This window comes from Hyphomonas sp. UBA4494 (assembly GCF_002388935.1).
In the GTDB taxonomy this organism is placed as follows: Bacteria; Pseudomonadota; Alphaproteobacteria; order Caulobacterales; family Hyphomonadaceae; genus Hyphomonas.
In genome coordinates this window covers 21,771-37,616 of record NZ_DGNK01000023.1, presented here as the reverse complement: position 1 = coordinate 37,616, position 15,846 = coordinate 21,771, and the positions used below count along the sequence as shown (strand labels likewise).

Genomic DNA, 15,846 nt, shown 5'->3' with positions numbered 1-15,846 from the left:
GGATTTTTCGGGGAGCAGGTCAGCCGGGTCTTCCAGCGGATTTCCTTCACATGTTTTTCGGCCGATCCGTCCGGCCCGGATTTCTGTCTCATCTTCGCTCCCTTGGCGGGCTACGATGTGCCAGAAATCCTCCTTAAGCAATTTGACCGAACTGTCTCATGGTCGCTGACAGGGAACACCTGTGTGCCGATTTAGTCAAGCGGCAGGATGATAAGGGCATAGGCATAACCCCGCCCAGCTCAAAAAATAGGGAGAATACGGGTTAGGATAGGAGAGGATCGGCGTACGGGCTTCACAGCGCGGCACCATGCCAAGATGGACTTCGACAATCAGGGGCAAACGCCCCACGCGCGCGCCCGGTGGAAGCAGGAGGCAGGAGGCGACGTCTTGAAGATCGCTAAAAGAACGCGCAAGTGACCGGATACGGTCGTCCACACATTTCCGAGCGAGAAACCGTTCCAACAGCGCCCCGGAGTCTTTGCGGAAGAGCACGGCCGCACATTCCCGGCTTCGCGCAACCGCGCCCCGTACAGGAAACATAGAGGAGAAGGTCTCCGGCAAGCCACCTGTGGCCGAACCGGCCAGGATGGCTACCGAATTCCTGCGTCGGTACCAGGATCTGACTTTCCCGCCCTTCGGATATCGGATCCGCAGCAGCCATATTCAGAGCGAAAATCGGCGCAAACGAGAGTAACGCAGCGCCAAGAAGCGCGCAGTTGAACGAATGTGTGTTTTGCATGATCTCCTGTGGATCTGACCCTGAGCCTGGTCATGGGCTCAAGGACCGGACCGCTCAGTGAGTTCATTAGGTCAGTGACAGGATCAGCCGGTGGCCGGGTACGATTCGCCCTCGTCCCACTACGCCCCGCCTCTGGCTTCGGGTGGCGTTTCCCGCGCAGAAAAGACCAGATGCTCTTTCAGGCTATTGGGTACGGAGCTCCAGTGCTGGCTCTCAGCAAACGTGACACAGAATCGGTCAATGGCCTCGGGTCCCGTGATCTGACAGGATAAGCAAAATCTCAAGGCCCTGCCGAGAGACGAGGCAGGGCCTTGAGCCAAGGATTGTAGCCCACTCATCAAACGTGCATCCCCACCCATCCTGACAAGTGCCAAAAGACTAGCCTTGATACCCCAGCCACGCTATCCCCTGAACGGGGGGGGGGGTCCCGGAAGTGTGGCAGCGCCTTGCCAGATTAGATCATAAAGTCACCAGAATAATCCTCGCTGTCACAGGTTAGACGCCTGTAATCATGATGGGTCAGCATGAAATGAATGCCAACACGCTTATCTTCCAGACGCCGCTGATTCGACTTGTCCTGCTGTCAGCGGCAGGCGTGCTCATGTTCCTGGGCATGGTTCTGGTTGTCCTGCAGCCTGCAACTGGCTGGAGCTGGTCGCCGGTGCATTGGCGACAGCTTCAACAGATCCATCCGGCCATCTGGGCATCGCTCTGCACGGGGCTTCTGGCCTGGCTCATTTCGTCCTGGGTCTGGGCGCTAAAGCCCTTGAATTTTCCGGCGGTTCTATTTGCGGCCAGCGGATTCGCCACTCTGGCATTTTGTTTCTCGTCCTTTGCCCCGTGGATTTTACTTCCCATGGCAGAGGGAACGATTGCATGGATATGGGCCGTCAACATGCTGGGGGCTTCAGCCTTTGGCATCATCATGACCTGTCTCTTTCTGGTCTATCCTTCGCGCGTGACATACTGGAAGCCGCTGAGCGCCCTGACTGTATTCGGCTTCGGTGCCTGGACCTTGCTACGCACCTTCGGACCGTTCCAGGATTTCGCAGAAGTCCAGCGCATCACCACGTTCGAAATGCTCGCTATCGTCGTCGCTGTAGTCTGGCAGATCCGATCATCAGCCAGAGACCCGCGCAAGCGAGCCATTGCAGTGTGGCTCGGTGCATCGACTTTGCTCGGCGCTGGCGCTTTTATTGCGACCATTGCCGCCCCAATTACGCTCGGCTTCAGTCCGATGGTTCTGGAGAACTACGCGTTCAGTTTCTTCCTGATCATTTATGTCGGCCTCGCTGTCGGACTGATGCGGTATCGTTTGTTCGATTTGGGCGTATGGGCATACCGTCTTGTTTTCTACGCCTCGGCTGCGCTCGCACTGATACTACTGGACATTGCCCTGGTCAGTTTACTCACCCTTGATCCGGAGCAGGCACTCGGGGTTTCGCTTTTGCTCGTCGCCATAGTGTATTTGCCGATGCGCGACAGTCTCTGGCGGAGGGTCGTTCAGCGGCGCCCTGCCAATGATGATGACTTGTTTCACCTCGTCCTGGATGCCGCCCTGAAGCCCACCGAGCAGGAACGCGCGGCCAGCTGGAAAGTGTTGCTTCAAAATCGCTTCCAGCCCCTCGAACTTGCCGAATCAGAAGACGCAATCTCGGACCCCCGGCTTGGCAACGAGGGCATCAGCCTCGGCATCCCCGGGGTCGCTGGCGTGCCGTCTCTCATGCTTCTGCATGCCAATCATGGACGCTCCCTATTCACGCCCCGCGATGCAGACGTGGTCACGCACCTCGTCCGGCTGATGGAACACGCTGAGTCCAGCCGGTCGGCCTATGACCGGGGGGTATCAGAAGAACGCTTGCGGATCGCTCGGGATATTCACGACAATATCGGCGCCCAGCTCATGAGGGCGCTGCACTCTGCGACGCCAGATCGGAAAGACGCCATGATCCGGGATACGCTGGCCGATTTGCGGGATGTTATCAACAACGCTCAGAGTCCAATCCTGCCGCTTGACGAGATTCTGGCGGATTTTCGTGCCGAAACCGCTGAGCGTCTGGAACCCCATGGCGTGTCACTCCGCTGGAGCTTGCAGGCAGATGCCGGCATCCGGTTAGCACCCTCTACCGTGCATGCGCTCCGGTCCCTGATCCGTGAAGCAGCAAGCAACACGATCAAGCATGCGAGGGCGAAGCACCTGAATGTCCGCCTTCGGATTACGCCGGATCACGTGGAAGTCGTGATTGAAGATGACGGGTCAGGTTTTGACATGGCTACCGCCCGGCTCGGCCAGGGACTTGCCAACATGAAGGCCCGCGTAGAAAGCCTTGGCGGTGCGTTTCAACTTGGCCAAGGGACAAAGGGCGCGCTGCTGGAGGCGCGTTTTCAGCATGAGGTTGCCGCGTCATGAAATCTATTCTCATTGTCGAAGACATATCTGAAACGCGAGCCTGGCTCCGCGAAGCGGCCGAAGCATCTTTTCCTGGCAGCGGGATCCGGGAGGCGGCGTATGTTCGGGAAGCAGTTTATGCCATCAAAGGCCATAAGTTCGATATCACGATAATCGATCTCGGCCTGCCCGACGGCTCCGGAACTGACATTATCTCCGCGCTTTCCGCCAGCCGGCCGGCAACAACCATCGTCGTGGCAACGGTCATGGGGGATGATGCATCCGTTATCGCTGCCCTGTCGCAGGGGGCGCAGGGCTATCTCTTGAAGGACTCGCCTAGGGATGTTTTCGTCCGGCAGCTAACCCTGATCGAACAGGGTCTTCCCGCCCTGTCACCGTCAATTGCGCGCCGAATTGTTGAACACTTTCGCAAGACGGCCGTGACGCAGGATGATGGCAGCGACCTCACGCCTCGAGAACGGGAAGTGCTCGGCCTGATCGGCCGGGGCCTCAGGAACGCCGATGCCGCGCTTGCGTTAGGACTCAGCGAAAGCACGGTGGCCAGCCATATCAAGTCGATCTATGCCAAGCTTGGCATTTCCAGCCGGGCTGAAGCCGCACTCCAGGCCGCCCGTTTGGGCCTGACGCAAGCCTGACCCACGAACTTGCTGACCAGCATTATGTGGCAGACCGATGCGCTAGTATTGCTGCCTTTCATGGCGTAATGTGTGCAATGATATTTGTCTCGGATTTCAGCCGAAGTCTGCGAAGCACTCTCCATCCGCGCCGGCTTGAAGGACGAGCTGCTGCTCGAATAGGTCGGCGCGCTCATTCCATAGAGTTGCTTCCAACGCGCATCCGCCATGCTAGGGGCGTTCGTGCCCGTTCCAAACGTGCCTTCCAGCCCGGTTCCACGCGCGGAGGGCTCAGCGTCTGCAGCCGCGCGCCCGGCCGGTCTAGAAAGAATGAAAACCACCGCGCTTGTGTCCGTGGACAGGACCTCGTGTCCGGTCGCTACAGGACACTCCTTGCCTGAAATACCTCAGAATAAGTCCCCTTGTACCGGTCTGGCGATGGAAATTCTACGGCGGCCTTCCGGCCACCATCGCCCGAGCACCTTCGTCTTCATACGGAGAGAGGCAGGCTCGGAGGCCTTCCGGGCCCGCGCCAGTCTGGCCGAGCCAGACGGCAAGGTTTTCTTCCTGCAGCACGGCCGGCATGCGATGGTCAAGTTCCCGGTCATGAGTTTTGATATGCCCTCATTGGTCGGCGTCGTGCACATCACGAATTCCGCCACCTCGCCTTCAGCGGCAAGAGCCATCCGGTAGATGATGGCGATCGCCAGTCTGGACCCATTCTTCGGGCGGATCGTCCACTAGACGTTTCGTGTGTTACCGGTGGGCGTGAGTCAGTCCGGTTTGAATGTCGGCACCTCTTCGCTTTCGTTGAATCTGCTGGCGATCAGCACGCCGCGCCGCATTCCGAAATACGGTCTCCACAGGCGCGACGAGAGCAGCTTGTTATCGCGCGCATGAATATGGTCGGGATAGGCTCGCTCTGCCGGATTTTGGAGCGGCGCCCCGATTGTACCCGGGTAGGAACTGCCTGACGCTCCAATTGCAATCTTACGATCAAAAATGGATGCAAATCATATGGCGCCGGAAATCTGCTTCCGATCGCAAAAAGATCAGTTCGCTGGTGGCTCATCCTGGAGCTGGCGCATACGCCTGCTCCAGTTTTGCCATCCAGTGAACCTTCCCCTGACCGATCACGGTCCTACCGGTGCTTTGCCGCCTTCTTCCCCGTCCTTGGACGTTTCCGAATTGGCGTCTCCGGCTTGAACTCCTTGCCAGGGTGGTTTCATTTAACCCCGTCATCCGCTGGCGCTCTTGCGAATTGTCAAATCCGGCAGAAACTCCGCAAAAATCGTATGCCCGGCATTTCGCGCGAGGGCGCGGACCGCTACGCTCCGGAGCAAACCAGCCGGACCGGAGCCGCACTTGCACCGCGATGTTCCCCTTGATCGGATAGACGGATTGTCCGGCCAGGAGGCCGGACTGGACCAGAGTCAGATTGCGGAACGCCGGTCTCTCTACGGCCGCAATACCATCATCGAAGATGGCCCGCCGCCATGGATCGCAATTCTTCGCCGCACGGCGGCAGACCCGATGATCTGGTTCCTTGTTGGAACCGCCATCCTGTTCCTGTGTCTCGGCGAATATTCGGAAGCAATCATCCTGGCTGCGGCGATCTTTCCGATCATCGGCATGGTTGTTTTCCTGCATCGCCGCACAGAGGCATCCACCCGGGGTCTGCTGGCGCGCCTTGCCTCGAATGCGGACGTCATTCGCGACGGCAAGGAAACAAGAATACCCTCCGTCGAACTTGTGCCGGGCGACCTCGTCCTTGTTCAGGCGGGCGGCTACTTTCCTGCAGACGGGCTGATCCTGTCCGGCTCGAACCTGCAGGCGGACGAATCCTCCCTGACGGGCGAAGCGCTCCCCGTTCGCAAGGCCGCGCTTGCCCATCCGCCCGGCGGGCATTTTCCCGTCAATGAAGACAACTGGGTCATGGCCGGCTCCCGGCTCCTGACAGGTTCGGCAAGGATCCGGATCGTGTTCACCGGGACTGAAACCCTTTACGGCGAAATTGCGAGCCTGTCGCGCAGCCTGTCACAGGAGCGCACGCCGCTCCAGAAAGCCGTTATCAGGCTTGTACAGTTTCTGCTCGTCATTGCCGTGGCGCTCTGCATCCTTCTGGCGGGGATCCGCATCGCGCAGGGCTACGGACCTGCCGATGCAGTCCTGAGTGCGGCGACGCTTGGCATCGCCGCGCTGCCGGAAGAATTTCCGGTCGTCCTCAGTTTCTATCTGGGTCTTGGCGTGTACCGTCTTGCGAGGCGCCGGGCGCTGGTTCGCCGGGCGGTGGTTGTCGAGAATATCGGCCGCACAACCTGCATCTGCACCGACAAGACGGGCACCCTCACGGAAGGCCGGCTGGCACTGTCCGATACGCTACCCGCCCCGGGCGTCACTCCCGCCCGCCTCCTGGCAATTGCGGCAACGGCTTCCCGGATTGAAACGGCAGATCCGCTCGATCTGATCATCCTGCAGCAGGCATCCGCGATCACCGGGAGGGACGAAAAGACCTTTCCGTTTACGGAGGACAGGCGTCGGGAGACCTCCGCCCGGCGCATCGATGAAAGCCGCTGGCTTTTCGCCATGAAGGGCGCGCCTGAAACGGTGCTCGCAATGTCCCTGCCGGACAATGACGGCCCGGAATACTGGCTGCGCCGCGTCGATGAACTCGCCTCATCCGGACACAAGGTGATCGGGATCGCCGAACAGGAGATCGTGAACTGGAATGGGATTGAGCCTGAAACAGGGTTTCGATTTTGCGGCCTGCTGGCGTTTTCCGATCCGGTCAGACCGGGCGTCCCCGAGGCCGTGCGCCAGGCGCAGGAGGCAGGCATCCGGATCATCATGATGACAGGCGACCATGCTCAGACGGCAGCGGCCATTGCACGTGCTATCGGCATTGGCGGGGACGCGCCAGTGGCCATTGATGGCAAGGACCTCGATGCCCGGTTCCGTGAAGGATCGGAATTGACCGGTTTTGAAGTGATTGCGAGATGCACACCCTCGCAAAAACTGTCACTCGTTCAGACACTGCGCAAATGCGGTGAACGCGTTGCGGTAACAGGAGACGGTGTAAACGACGTCCCGGCCCTGCGCGGCGCGGATGTCGGCATCGCCATGGGTCTGCGCGGCACGGAAGCAGCCAGGGACGCCGCGTCGATCGTCCTTCTCGACGACGATTTCGCAACCATCGTGCGGGCCATTTCAGAAGGGCGGCTGCTCTTCTCCAACCTCAAATCCAGCTTCGTCTACCTCCTCATCCTCCATGCTCCGCTGGTCACGACCGCGGCCCTGATCCCCCTGCTCGGTTACCCGTTGCTTTACCTGCCGATCCATATTGTCTGGATGGAACTGATCATTCATCCGACCGCCATGCTGGTCTTCCAGAACGAAGCCTCAGGTCCCGGCCTCACGCCCATGGACGACGACAGGCGCCTGCGGTTTTTTTCGGGGTCGGAATGGCTCCGGATTGCGCTCGCAGGACTCTTATGCACGCTCACACTCCTGTGGGCATACATGATGGCATTTGGTGCGGATTCAGACGTCTCACATGCGAGGGCGATCACCATGGCGATCCTTGCAACCAGCAGCTCCGCGGTTACGGCGTCCCTTACGCTGTGGCGATCGCGTGCAGCCCGGATCGCCGCCATCGCGCCGCTCCTGTCCGTCTTGTTCTTCAGTCAGATTGAGCCGGTCGCCGGCTTCCTTCATCTGGCGCCTCTGCGCTGGCCGGATTGGGTTATCGTCTGTCTGGCCGCCATCCTGGTTGGCGCGTGTGCCTACTGGGCAAGACCGGCAACGCGCGCAGCGGGTAGAAACAGAGAGTAGCCCGCTGTCTCATGGTCTTTTCTTGACGGGCTCCTGCTTGTGGCGCCTATGCCGCATCGGCCCCGGAGGGGCGTTCCGGATCGATGGCGCGAGGCCCGGCCAGGTCATATGCATCCGCAAGGCGGAACCCTGGCCAAGGTTTTGGCCAGACCACAGGGTAATCGGCAGAAAAGAGCCGGTCGCCATCCGACAGAGAATGGGCGACTCCGACCTGCGGGATAGCCCCCTGACGATCGAAATACCGCACTTCATCGCCGCAATACCGAAAGGAGACGGCACGCCGCCACCGGTCCGACGGATTGCCGCCGGCGCCGTGCACTGTCATGACATGATGGATGATGACATCGCCCGGTTCGACGTCAAAAGAGACAATATCGAACGCCCCGGGAGCCCCTTCGATGTCGGGACACCGCGGCTCGGGTGAGGTCCGGACCGGTGTCTGCGAAACGAAGACATTCGGCGCGTAGGTTTCCCCCCATTTGTGCGACCCCCGGACATATTGCAGAACCCCATTGTCGTTTCCGGCGGGATCGAGCGGTATCCAGACAATGACACATTGCGTGCCCTTGATCTGGAAATAGGCCAGATCCTGGTGGAATGCCGTTTTCTGGCGGGTATGCGGCGCTTTCACGAACGTGGTGTCTTCCCAGAAATTCAGATAGCGCGCGCCGAGCAGATCTGCCGCAATATCCGGCAGACGGGAATCGAAGGCGACCTCGCGCACGCCGCGTTCCGTACTCCAGGCTGCAACATCGTAGAAAAAAAGACCTTCCTGTCCCAATGTCCCCTCTTCCAGAAGCGGGCGCGCGAGTCCGTCGCTATGGATCAGGGCCTTCATGGCCTGCCTGTCGAACCGGTCGGCCGCTCCCGTCTCGACAGGCTGAGGCAGGTTCCAGATATGTTTGGCAAGTGCCTCGAAGTCGTAGCCGGTTCCGGACCGGCCCAGGCGCGCCATCTGCCGGGCGACGGCTCCACGAAGATGTTCGACCTCTTCCGGCGTGAGCACGCCGCGCAGACAGACGACCCCGTCGCGCTCGAATGCTTCCTTCTCCGCGGCGGAAACGGCCGCATTCCGCATCCCGTTCATGCCGAGGCCCTGAGCTTTGGCGCCATGTACTCCGCGACGATCGTTTCGGCATTGCGGTAACGGTCCAGCTGCCGGTCAAGCGTCGCCTTGTCGATTTGCGAAACCGCCGGGATCCAGGCCCAGTCATCGCCTTCCCGGCGCGGCAGGCCGAGGGGCTCTGTGCTCCAGACCCGCTGGACGAGGTTATAGAACTTCTGGTGGGTGAGCCAGCTGAGCCGGGAAACGCCATGATCGAGACACCAGACCGTGAGCCCGAGACCGAGACGGCATCTGGTCCGGAAATCGTCGACGGGATCTGCCATTCTGCTGCGGTCGGTGACGAAGCGGGAACATTCCCATACATCCGGCCCGACCGGATAGGGCTGCAGATCGCAATAGTCGGCAAAAAGCTCGCTCAGCATGTGCGGCCGGTCCGTCGGGTTGAGCCGCGAGCAGGCTCTGACTTCACCGCTTTCAGACAGGACGAGGACGTAGACGGTTGCATCCGTATCAAACTGGTCCTTGTCATAGCCTTCCCTGATGATCGGAAAATCTGCGCTCAACTGGGCCTGGAAGCGGGGCGACATTGCCTCGGTGCCTTATGTCCAGTTGGTCAATCCGCCGAAGCCCGCACCCAAGGGACGCCCGCTTGAAGTCGAGGAAGTCGCCAGACTTCTCGATGCCGCCAACGAACAGCACATTCGCGTCCTGATTGCATTCATGGTAGGAACTGCTGCCCGCACTGGTGCCATCCTGGACCTCAGCTTGACCCAGATTGATCTTGAACACAGGCTGATAAACTTGAATCCCAAGGGCCGGGCGCAAACGAAGAAATACCGTCCAACTGTAAAGCTCCCTGATCAACTTGTGCCTTATGTCGAAGCCCGCAAACAGACATCCAGTAGGGATCCCCTGATCCTCTACGAAGGCTCAGGCGTCGACTGCGTAAAACGGAGTTGGGCAACAACGAGGACGGCAGCAGGTTTGCCGGGTAACGTGCAGACCTATTCTTTCCGACACACGATGGCGCGCTGGCTCAGAATGAAGAGCGTTCCGGCATGGGAAGTTGCAGCTCAACTTGGACACAAGGCGCCTGACTACACGACGACAGAGATCTACGCCCCCTTCGATCCAGCATACCTGACCAAGGCGACTGCAGCGATCGATCTCTTCCTATGCCAGGTTGCGCGCCAATTGCGCGCCAGTACGATCTCGGAATTCTTGCTGGAACGAAACTAAGTCTTTGCTCTTGCGCGAGTCCGCGAGTCTATGGTCTCGCGGACGAAACAGGTCGTGGGTGAACCGAATTATGAAGCCAGCTTTCACTACAATTTAGGTCTAGAAAATCAGGGCAAGGAACCGGCCACCGAACCGAGCCAAACGCTGTAGGCAACGTAGGCACCAAGAAGGACGCCTCCTTCGAGGCGGTTGATGCGCCAGCGCGTCACGGCAACTAGGAGCAAAAGTGCGGTAACGCCTGTCATCACCCAAATGTCAAATGTGGCAATGGAGGCCGGCACGGCGATAGGATGAACGAGCGCGGTTGCGCCGAGAATGAACAGGACGTTGAAGATGTTGCTGCCGACAATGTTGCCGAACGCGATGTCGGCTTGGCCACGGCGGGCGGCAGCGATGGTCGTGACCAGTTCCGGCAGGGATGTGCCGACGGCGACAATGGTAAGGCCGATGACCGCTCCCGACACCTTGAACGCCTGAGCGACCTCGATGGCACCGAACACCAGAAAGCGGGCCCCGAGGATCGTGAGCACGAGACCGGCAGCGATAAAAGCGAGATCCTTCAAGACGCTACCAGACTGCTTTTGCCGTTCGCCAACGACGTCAACTTCTGGCTTCGAGGCGCTTGCCTGCCGTTCCTGAAGAAGCGTGAAGGCGAGATAGGCTATCAATGTCAGGACAAAGACGGCACCGATCGCCGGCGTAAACCGCCCGAATAGGGCCGCGCCCAGACACATGAGTGTGGACAGGACAAGCACGGTTCCGTCCCGCCTGAAGGCTGCCTTGTCGATGACGACAGGCGCGAGCAATGCAGCGACGCCGAGGATGAGCAGAATGTTGGCGATGTTGCTGCCGACCACATTCCCCACCGCAATACCGGGCGAGCCGACAAAGGCGGCTTGCAGGCTGGTCACCAGTTCGGGTGTGGACGTGCCGAACCCGACAAGCGTCAGCCCAATGACCAATGGCGACAGGCCGATCCTGCGCGCCAGGTCAACGGCGCCGCGAACCAGGAGGTCACCGCCAAAAACAAGGCCCAGAAGGCCGCCGATAATCAGAAGTGCAATGCCCATGGATCCCGCCGAGAAGGCCTGTCACCCGTGCGGGAGTCGTCGGTCTGACCGGCGACACAATAAGTGGAAGTGACGACCAGCTTTTGCAAGAGCGATGAGCTTCTTCGCTTCGGAGGCCACCATGCTTCGATTAGCTGCCGTTCCTGCTTAGTGACCATTGTCCATTCTGGCCAATCGAAACGATAGGGCCCAACTGAGCGAATTCGCCAAAATCGGAAACTGACCCGACCGCCACTCACAGCCTTCGTGCACGTGAGAAGTCGCGGGATAAATTACCCCGCATCACTCCACGACAGAAACCTGTGAGCTAATCAATCCTGCATACCTCACGAAAGCTACAGAGGCGATCGGCCTTTTCTTGTGCCAAGTTGCGCGCCAATTGCGCGCCAGTTCGGTCTCTGAATTCCTGCCGAAATCGGCTTAGTGCCTTGTTTCCTATGGTGCCGGCTGCAGGACTCGAACCCGCGACCCTCTGATTACAAATCAGATGCTCTACCAGCTGAGCTAAGCCGGCCACGCTGGAATGGGTGTCACTACTTCGATCAGAGCGGCGGCGCAAGCGGGTGTTCCAGTCAAATTGTCATCAGTTCGCTCCGGAGCCGATTTCTTTCAAATTCCCCAACTCTGCCCCATTCGCCCTGATGGACGCATATTTCCGCCTCAAAGGAAGTCTATCCAGTCCTTCAGGAGACCACACACCAAGATGTGGCGTTGATGGGTGTCAGACGACACAAGAGCCTGAAGGAATACTGGAAATGAAACGCGCACAGATACTGGCCGGCTTCAGCATCGCCGCAATCGCCTTGGCATTCCCTGCCATGTCGGACGCCCCGAAGGCTCCGCCCCTTGAGCCTGTTCATGTTCCTTACGAAAAGACCTGCCAGGATACTCAAATCACCGTCTATTTCTCAAAGCAGGAATCAGTCCTTTCCTCTTATGCGGTTCGCTCGCTCAACACGGCTGGCGACCAGCTTGCCGGATGCGCCGTATCGGACATCGAGGCTAGTGTCGTATCAGCCGATGCTATCGACGACATGGCGGCCACCAGCCTGTCTGAAGCCCGCGCCGCCGTGGTGCTGGAAGCCCTGAACGCCCGTGGAATCCGCGCGCGTGACATTCGCACGGCCTTTGTGTCGGCCGCTGAAGCCAACCCGTCAGATGCCCTCACATTCCCTATGGCGCGCCGCGTCGATCTTACCGTGACAGCCGCCACCGGCTACGGCCTGTAGGCCTACAAATTTTCCTCCCGGAAAGTCCAGGATTCCTCACCGCGTCCTGGAACCCCTCGCCCCGAGCGCCTTGCAGCGTGTTCGGGGCGTTCTTTTTGACGGACTGCCCTGTTATTTAAGGCGTCACAATTCTTTCCTTTCCGGCGCGCATCGCTAAAAGGTGCAGGGCAACCGGGCACACGGCCCGACCTGCCCGCAACGCTATTTGGGAAAGACCGCATCTCCATGACGCAAACCCGGCGCATTCTCGTTACGTCCGCCCTGCCTTATATCAACGGCATCAAGCATCTCGGTAATCTGGCAGGCTCCATGCTGCCGGCGGATGTATATTCCCGCGTGATGCGACTGATGGGCCATGACGTGACCTATATCTGCGCCACAGATGAGCATGGCACGCCAGCTGAACTGGCCGCCCAGGCCGCCGAGATGAGCGTCCAGGCCTATTGCGACGAGCAGTACGAGATACAGCGCGCCGCAGGCGAGGGTTTCAACCTGTCCTATGACTGGTTTGGACGCTCCTCCCGCCCTGCCAACAGCGCACTGACCCAGCATTTCGCGCAAGTTCTGGAACAGAACGGACTGATCGAAGAGCGCACATCCAAACAGGTCTATTCTGTCGATGATGGCCGCTTCCTGCCCGACCGCTACGTCGAGGGCACCTGCCCGACCTGTGGCTTCGAAAAGGCGCGCGGCGACCAGTGCGACAATTGCGGACGGCTCCTGGACCCGGTCGACCTGATTGACCCGTATTCCTCGGTCTCCGGCAGCAAGAATATCGAAATCCGCGACACCAACCATCTCTACCTGCTGCAAACGCAGATGCAGGACAAGATTCGCGACTGGGTGAACAGCAAGGGCGCCCAATGGCCTGGCCTTGCCGTTTCCATCGCCAACAAATGGCTGGATGAGGGCCTGATCGCCCGCGCCATCACGCGCGATCTGAGTTGGGGCGTGCCGGTGCTGGACGCCGATGGCAATCCGCGTCCGGGCTATGAAGACAAGGTCTTCTATGTCTGGTTCGACGCGCCTATCGAATACATCGCGGCCACGCAGGAATGGGCCGAAGCGACCGGGAATGATTGGGAAGCCCTCTGGCGCACCGACAAGGGCGCCGACGAAACTGAGTACGTCCAGTTCATGGGCAAGGACAATGTCGCCTTCCACACGGTCAGCTTCCCCGTGACGCTGCTCGGCTCCGGAGAACCATGGAAGACGGTCGACAAGCTGAAGGCCTTCAATTGGGTCACTTGGTATGGCGGCAAGTTCTCAACGTCGAACAAGCGCGGCGTATTCATGGACCAAGCGCTGGAATTGCTGCCAGCTGATTACTGGCGGTGGTATCTGATCGCAAATGCGCCAGAAGGCTCGGATGCTGCCTTCACCTGGGAAGGTTTCCAGTCTGCGGTGAATTCCGACCTCGCCAACGTACTCGGTAATTTCGTCAACCGGATCACCAAGTACACGGTGTCAAAGTTCGACGGCAAGGTTCCGGAGACAGGCGAGGCTGGCGACGCCGAAGCGTGGATGACGGCGGAGCTGCAGGAGCGCCTGCCACGTCTGATCGAACATTATGAGGCGATGGAGTTCCGCAAGGCCGCAGCCGAGACCCGCGCGATCTGGGCTGCCGGCAATGAGTATCTTACCAAGGCCGAGCCGTGGGTGAAGTACAAGTCAGATGTGGATGCGGCTGCTGTCGGCGTACGCACGGGCCTGAACCTCGCGGCCCTGTTTGGTATTCTCGCACTGCCGATCATTCCTGACGCGGGCAAGAAAATTCTCGATGCGCTCGGTATTCCCGACGAGCATCGGAGCTTCAGGTTCCGCGACATTCCCGGCCTGTTGAACAGCCTGCCGCCGGGCATGGAGATATCTCCGCCGGACGTGTTGTTCCAGAAGATCGAAGACAGCCAGGTCGAAGAATGGACCGAACGTTTTGGCGGGAGTGATCAGGCCTGACGCTGGAATATGACGCTCAGATTGTTGGCCGGCATCTCGATGATTTTCGCGACGGACAGACCAACTTCTTCGGCCAGCGGGATGATCTGACGATCCAGGTCGCGGACTCCCCAAGCGGAATCTCGCGATTGCAGGCTCTCGGTGAATGCCGCGTTGGACGGTGCGATCTCGCCGTTCCGCGCAAAGGGTCCGTACAGGAACAGCTTACCGCCGGGCTTCAAAAGTCTGCCAGCGCCCGCAATGAGGCCGAACGCAGCCTCGAAAGGCGCAATATGAATCATGTTGATTGAGACTATGGCGTCCCAATAGCCGGGCCGTTCCACGTCTCCCCACTGACCTTTGGAAGCGTCTACGACGACAGGCCCCGCCAGTCGATCATGCGAACTGGCGTCTCTCCATGCCTTCTGGCTGGCGCGGCTCTCCGCATCAATGTCTGAATAAGTCCAGTAGAGGTCGCCAAGCGCCTGGGTCAGGTAAGTCCCATGCTCGCCAGTGCCGGAAGCGACCTCGAGAACGTGCCCGCCTTTACAGACATGGTTACGAAACACGCTGAGGATCGGGTCGCGATTGCGCGCAACAGATGGCGAGTACCGCCGACCGTCTCCCTCGGTGCCACGGGCCTCCAGAGCGACTGGTTTGCCGCTTTCGGACTTTGGGTAGTCCCCATCAGTCCCATTTGTCATCGGGTTTGCTCGAAGGGGTACATTTCCGTGGTTACGACCGCCTGCCCCAAACGGTTATAGCGTGGACCAACGGCTTTCTCCGGCAAGAAGAATGCATCCAGCCGCGCAACCATATCTTCCGACAATTGGACGCTGCCTGCCTGCCAGTTCTCTTCAAGATGAGCGAGGTTGGTCGTACCCGGGATCGGGAGAATGTTATCTCCCTTGGCGAGCGTCCAGGCGAGCGCCAATTGCGCTACTGAACAGTCCACTTCTTTTGCGCAGGCCCGTGCCTCGTCCAACAGGGGCAGGTTCCGGGCATAGTTTTCTGGCGTGAAGCGCGGGAAGATGGATCCCCGCAAATCCGACTCATGGAATTTCGCCGGATCAACCGGCGGGTCGGCAAGGAAGCCGCGTCCCACGGGCGAGAAGGCCACGAGCGCCACGCCCAGTTCTTCACACGCCGCCTTGATGGCGATTTCCGGGTTGCGAACCCAGAGGGAGTACTCGCTCTGCATTGCCGCAATCGGATGCACGGCGTGCGCGCGGCGCAAATCGGCTTCGCCCATTTCCGACAAGCCGATCATGCGAATTTTGCCTTCTTGTACCAGGTCAGACAATGCGCCAACCGAGTCCTCGATCGGCACATTCGGATCCGGTCGGTGCATGTAGTAGAGATCAATCACATCTGTCTGCAGGCGCTTCAGGCTGGCCTCGCAGGCGGCCTTTATGCTTTCCGGCCTCGCGTCCAGCGTCCGCTGGCCACCATCAAACCCCAACACACATTTGCTTGCGAGGAAATAACTGTCCCTTCTATTCTTCAGCGCCAGTCCGATCAGCTCCTCGCTGCGCCCGAAGCCGTAGAGCGTTGCCGTGTCGAGAAAGTCGTAGCCGAGGTCCAGCGCGCGCACGAGCAAGCCCTTCGCATCCGCTTCATCCATCGGCGGGCCATACGCATGCGTGATGTTCATGCAACCAAGGCCAACCGGGTAAACCTCCCGGTCTCCAATACGTCGTTTCGCAGTCATGC

11 protein-coding genes and 1 tRNA gene are annotated in these 15,846 nt (G+C 59.6%); 6 read left to right on the top strand and 6 right to left on the bottom strand.

Annotation, left to right across the window (positions count from 1 at the left end):
- Positions 1 to 1,250: 1,250 nt before the first annotated feature.
- From B2P82_RS09000 to B2P82_RS08990, 3 genes are all read left to right on the top strand, one after another.
- On the top strand, positions 1,251 to 3,149 hold the full coding sequence (locus B2P82_RS09000) for a sensor histidine kinase (protein ID WP_290496655.1): 1,899 nt from the start codon (positions 1,251 to 1,253) through the stop codon (positions 3,147 to 3,149).
- Positions 3,146 to 3,784, top strand: a complete 639-nt coding sequence (locus tag B2P82_RS08995; RefSeq protein ID WP_290496653.1) for a response regulator — start codon at positions 3,146 to 3,148, stop codon at positions 3,782 to 3,784. Before B2P82_RS09000 ends, B2P82_RS08995 begins: the two co-directional genes overlap by 4 nt.
- Before the next feature lie 1,344 nt (positions 3,785 to 5,128).
- On the top strand, positions 5,129 to 7,594 hold the full coding sequence (locus tag B2P82_RS08990; protein WP_290496651.1) for a cation-translocating P-type ATPase: 2,466 nt from the start codon (positions 5,129 to 5,131) through the stop codon (positions 7,592 to 7,594).
- Between the two features lie 46 nt (positions 7,595 to 7,640).
- Here B2P82_RS08990 and B2P82_RS08985 read toward each other — a convergent pair whose 3' ends face one another.
- Together B2P82_RS08985 and B2P82_RS08980 are read right to left on the bottom strand one after the other, a co-directional pair.
- Positions 7,641 to 8,681 (bottom strand): phytanoyl-CoA dioxygenase family protein, encoded by a 1,041-nt coding sequence (locus B2P82_RS08985; RefSeq protein ID WP_290496649.1) that lies wholly within the window; start codon positions 8,679 to 8,681, stop codon positions 7,641 to 7,643.
- Positions 8,678 to 9,247 (bottom strand): acyl-homoserine-lactone synthase, encoded by a 570-nt coding sequence (locus B2P82_RS08980; RefSeq protein WP_290496647.1) that lies wholly within the window; start codon positions 9,245 to 9,247, stop codon positions 8,678 to 8,680. Before B2P82_RS08980 ends, B2P82_RS08985 begins: the two co-directional genes overlap by 4 nt.
- Between B2P82_RS08980 and B2P82_RS08975 the strand changes: the two genes are divergently transcribed.
- On the top strand, positions 9,201 to 9,899 hold the full coding sequence (locus tag B2P82_RS08975; RefSeq protein ID WP_290496645.1) for a tyrosine-type recombinase/integrase: 699 nt from the start codon (positions 9,201 to 9,203) through the stop codon (positions 9,897 to 9,899). The genes B2P82_RS08980 and B2P82_RS08975 overlap by 47 nt on opposite strands.
- Positions 9,900 to 10,006: 107 nt before the next feature.
- Here the strand turns inward: B2P82_RS08975 and B2P82_RS08970 are convergent, their stop codons facing one another.
- Both B2P82_RS08970 and B2P82_RS08965 read right to left on the bottom strand, forming a co-directional pair.
- Positions 10,007 to 10,969, bottom strand: a complete 963-nt coding sequence (locus B2P82_RS08970; RefSeq protein ID WP_035553307.1) for a calcium/sodium antiporter — start codon at positions 10,967 to 10,969, stop codon at positions 10,007 to 10,009.
- Between the two features lie 438 nt (positions 10,970 to 11,407).
- Positions 11,408 to 11,483: transfer RNA gene (locus B2P82_RS08965), tRNA-Thr, on the bottom strand.
- A 241-nt stretch (positions 11,484 to 11,724) separates the two neighbouring features.
- Here B2P82_RS08965 and B2P82_RS08960 point away from each other — a divergent pair.
- Together B2P82_RS08960 and metG are read left to right on the top strand one after the other, a co-directional pair.
- Positions 11,725 to 12,198, top strand: coding sequence for an OmpA family protein (locus B2P82_RS08960; protein ID WP_206992690.1), 474 nt, complete (start codon positions 11,725 to 11,727; stop codon positions 12,196 to 12,198).
- A 225-nt stretch (positions 12,199 to 12,423) separates the two neighbouring features.
- Complete coding sequence (gene metG, locus B2P82_RS08955; protein WP_290478961.1) at positions 12,424 to 14,154, top strand: methionine--tRNA ligase; 1,731 nt, start codon at positions 12,424 to 12,426, stop codon at positions 14,152 to 14,154.
- Here metG and B2P82_RS08950 read toward each other — a convergent pair.
- Entirely contained in the window at positions 14,145 to 14,837 is a 693-nt protein-coding gene (locus B2P82_RS08950; protein WP_206992688.1) for a DUF938 domain-containing protein, read from the bottom strand. The two genes, metG and B2P82_RS08950, sit on opposite strands and share 10 nt — an antisense overlap.
- On the bottom strand, positions 14,834 to 15,844 hold the full coding sequence (locus tag B2P82_RS08945; protein ID WP_290496640.1) for an aldo/keto reductase: 1,011 nt from the start codon (positions 15,842 to 15,844) through the stop codon (positions 14,834 to 14,836). Before B2P82_RS08945 ends, B2P82_RS08950 begins: the two co-directional genes overlap by 4 nt.
- Positions 15,845 to 15,846: the final 2 nt, after the last annotated feature.